General features: G+C 53.1%; 2 rRNA genes (1 of these 2 running past the window's edge). Both read left to right on the forward strand.

Annotated elements, in window-relative coordinates:
* A 23S ribosomal RNA gene (locus IPZ49_RS22340) occupies positions 1–105 on the forward strand; it begins 2,818 nt to the left of the window's first position.
* Between the two features lie 69 nt (positions 106–174).
* Positions 175–290: ribosomal RNA gene (rrf, locus tag IPZ49_RS22345) — 5S ribosomal RNA — on the forward strand.
* Positions 291–416 lie beyond the last annotated feature (126 nt).

Consider the following 416-nt stretch of genomic DNA (forward strand, 5'->3'; position numbering starts at 1 on the left):
AGTCTCCTGAAGGAACGTTGAAGACGACGACGTTGATAGGTCGGGTGTGTAAGCGCAGCGATGCGTTGAGCTAACCGATACTAATGAACCGTGAGGCTTAACCTTACAACGCCGAAGCTGTTTTGGCGAAGAGACAGACACGATTTTCAGCCTGATACAGATTAACAGAATTTGCCTGGCGGCTTTAGCGCGGTGGTCCCACCTGACCCCATGCCGAACTCAGAAGTGAAACGCCGTAGCGCCGATGGTAGTGTGGGGTCTCCCCATGTGAGAGTAGGGAACTGCCAGGCATCAAACAGAAAGAACCCCGTACCGGAAGGTGCGGGGTTTTTTGCTTTGTGCGTTCTGAAAAGTCGGGTGGTGGCCCCACCTTACCCGCCCTACATGCTTTCCCTCCTTGAAACTTTCTCACCTTT

The sequence above is a fragment of the Enterobacter cloacae complex sp. S2 genome (genome assembly GCF_015159675.1).
Classification (GTDB): Bacteria; Pseudomonadota; Gammaproteobacteria; order Enterobacterales; family Enterobacteriaceae; genus Enterobacter; species Enterobacter intestinihominis.